General features: G+C 39.9%; 5 protein-coding genes. 1 reads left to right on the top strand and 4 read right to left on the bottom strand.

What is annotated here, in order from left to right; genetic code table 11:
* A partial coding sequence (locus QMD21_07580; protein ID MDI6856623.1) for an ABC transporter substrate-binding protein occupies positions 1-468 on the bottom strand: 468 nt, incomplete at its 3' end.
* A gap of 118 nt (positions 469-586) precedes the next feature.
* Between QMD21_07580 and nikR the strand changes: the two genes are divergently transcribed.
* Positions 587-994: a nickel-responsive transcriptional regulator NikR gene (nikR, locus tag QMD21_07575; GenBank protein ID MDI6856622.1), complete on the top strand. Its 408-nt coding sequence runs from the start codon at positions 587-589 to the stop codon at positions 992-994.
* 526 nt (positions 995-1,520) lie between these two features.
* Here the strand turns inward: nikR and QMD21_07570 are convergent.
* The 3 genes from QMD21_07570 to QMD21_07560 all read right to left on the bottom strand — a co-directional run bounded on the left by QMD21_07570 (position 1,521) and on the right by QMD21_07560 (position 2,330).
* Positions 1,521-1,775 (bottom strand): hypothetical protein, encoded by a 255-nt coding sequence (locus QMD21_07570; GenBank protein ID MDI6856621.1) that lies wholly within the window; start codon positions 1,773-1,775, stop codon positions 1,521-1,523.
* An 18-nt stretch (positions 1,776-1,793) separates the two neighbouring features.
* Positions 1,794-1,922 carry a hypothetical protein gene (locus tag QMD21_07565; GenBank protein MDI6856620.1) on the bottom strand — a complete coding sequence of 43 codons (129 nt, stop codon included), beginning with the start codon at positions 1,920-1,922 and terminating at the stop codon, positions 1,794-1,796.
* A 174-nt stretch (positions 1,923-2,096) separates the two neighbouring features.
* Positions 2,097-2,330 carry a hypothetical protein gene (locus QMD21_07560; GenBank protein ID MDI6856619.1) on the bottom strand — a complete coding sequence of 78 codons (234 nt, stop codon included), beginning with the start codon at positions 2,328-2,330 and terminating at the stop codon, positions 2,097-2,099.
* Positions 2,331-2,461: the final 131 nt, after the last annotated feature.

Raw genomic sequence — 2,461 nt, 5'->3', positions numbered from 1 at the left:
TGATTTCTCATAACCAACATAATATATTGCAACTTTCGATTCCAAGCTTGAAAGCGCTGTCCTGGAATATGGATATGCGATAATGAGATCTGGGTTCAATCCGATTATCTTCTCTAAACTAGGACTGGCTGCTTTCCCAACGGTCGTTTTGTTGCGTACCTCCAGCGGATATCCCTTCTGGGCAGTACCGTCATCAACAGCCACAATCTTATCACCACAGCCTATCGCGTATAAGGTTTCTGCGTATCCCGGCGTAAGGACAATAATGCGCTCTGGTACAGTTGCCAAAGTAACAATTCTGCCCTCGCCATCTATTACCGTTGTAATATTTATGCTTCTTATTGATGGCCCTTCTACCCTCTGGCCTATTAATTTTTGAGATAGTATATACGCACCACCAAATGCGGTGCCTATGAGCACGATTATGACTATCCACAATTCGATTTGTTTCTTTACGATTTCCGTCATTTTTGTCATCGTAGCAACTTTTTGTTTTTCGTGTTACCTATAAATAGTCCGAACATAAAAAGATTTCGGTAGCAAAATTTTTATATTCGTAGCACAATTGTCTTATGGAAGTGCTACTATGACCGTAGAAAGAGTTGGAGTATCTTTTGAGCCCGAGTTATTGGCTAAATTCGACGCATTGATAAAAAAGAAGGGATATACAAATCGCTCTGAGGCAATCAGAGATTTGGTAAGAAAATCGCTTATTGAAGCAGAGATTGAGACTGAGAAAGGCGATGTTATTGGAACAATTACAATTATTTACGACCACGATGTAGGCGATGTTACAAATAGATTATTACATCTTCAACATCATCATCAGTCCGAGATTTCCTCGACAACTCATATTCATGTTGACGAACATACATGTCTTGAGGTCCTTGCGGTTCATGGAAAAGCTAAAAATGTGAGAAAATTAGCAGATAGTATAAAAGCAATAAAAGGAGTAAAACATGGTGAGCTAGTTATAACAAAACCTTCATTTTGATGTTCTACCATCAGACAAACATGCACATAGAAAAAGGAAGTTATAAAACGCACTACCAACGACAGCTTTCCGGAAGGTTATCTTTCTCCATGACTCTTCGGCCGTTATCGCTCCCTCATCCTCGCATTCGCTCGGACTTCTCATAACCGTGAATCAAGGAAACTGCGACTTTTAAGTTGCATGGGGAATTGCTTTTAAATCTTTTTAGTTTACGAAATTAATTACTGTCCAAGGAAACTAAGCGATCTCTCAGAACAGCCCGCTAATTCTATATTAGCTGGGCTGGGGCCAACAATGCCTGTTTCAAAAGTACTCAACATTTTGAAATGGGCATCAGCCTACGAGTTGTTCAGGAGACAACCGAAGTTTAGGTTGCGTTATCCGAGGGGACATCTTTGGAGCAAGAGCAAGTTTTACAGAACAGTTGGTGATACAGACTTGCAAACAACGATTAACTATGTGAGAGAGCAAAAAGAAAAGTACCAAACAACTTTAGCTCAGTTCGCAGTTTGAGAAACCACACCGTTTACGGTGTGGAGTAGGTCATTATAAGCGCTACGTAGCACTCGTTCAAACGTTCCAAAATTTTTCTCTCAGATACAGTGAACAGGCTGGTTATTTTATCACGTTTCTGTTCGACGAACCTCATAAAATCTTCAATCAATTGCGTTGTATCTGAGGTTCTTTCCTTCAGCTCCAGGGCGCTGCATTCTGCAATTGCATAAGCTATTTTTGTGTTTGTTTGCGCTTGGCGCAGTGCATTCTCCAGCTCCGAGTTCATCCATTGGGTTTGGCTAAGTCAGTCTGGCAAAGTGCAGAGCTCGTTTTTAATTTCGTTAATCAATTCTTGCATGTCCGAGATTTGGTTTAGCGTAGCGCTTGGTCTTAGTTTTAGTTTCGTTTTGCTACTTGTTTCCTTTACTTTCATTTTAAATCTCACCTCCTGATAATTTCTATTTTTTCGGCAAGTAGCCTAATAGAATTCTTCAGCTCGCATAGCGTTTTTCACAACCTCATGAAGCACGTTATTCGTTTCAACGAGCAGGTAAGCTGCTACTGCACTTGCGAAGCCTAGATTACCAAGCTACTGTGATTACTGTTACTAAATCATCCATTCTTCCACCTGCTTGTACGTTTTCATTCCGAGCGCTTTCGCTCTCTTTACCATTGCCTTCAGTATTACAGCAGCTCTGCCGATGCAGGAGAAGTGTCGCCCTGCGGTTTGCGCTTTCAGCAGCTCATCTATATATTCGTTCGTTTCATGAATAAATCTATCCCATCTTTGTAAATTTTTGTTAACTATTGTTAAATAATAATTTCGAATTTTTAATATCAAAATTGGCATATTTATCAGTAGTTCCGAAGGTGTTTTTCCGAGTATAAATTAAATATTTTGTATGCCGTACGAGACCATGGGATTGGATCCACATGATCTCTCCGACATACAATAAGAAAATAGGTAAAGAA

It is taken from the genome of Candidatus Thermoplasmatota archaeon (assembly GCA_030018475.1).
Lineage (GTDB): Archaea > Thermoplasmatota > JASEFT01 > JASEFT01 > JASEFT01 > JASEFT01.
The sequence above is the reverse complement of the archived record's forward strand: the minus strand, read 5'-3'. Positions and strand labels throughout refer to the sequence as shown.

Coding starts and splice junctions, on each gene's coding strand:
- nikR (MDI6856622.1), top strand. CDS start 587: ATGACCGTAGAAAGAGTTGGAGTATCTTTTGAGCCCGAGTTATTGGCT.
- QMD21_07570 (MDI6856621.1), bottom strand. CDS start 1,775: ATGAACTCGGAGCTGGAGAATGCACTGCGCCAAGCGCAAACAAACACA.
- QMD21_07565 (MDI6856620.1), bottom strand. CDS start 1,922: ATGAAAGTAAAGGAAACAAGTAGCAAAACGAAACTAAAACTAAGACCA.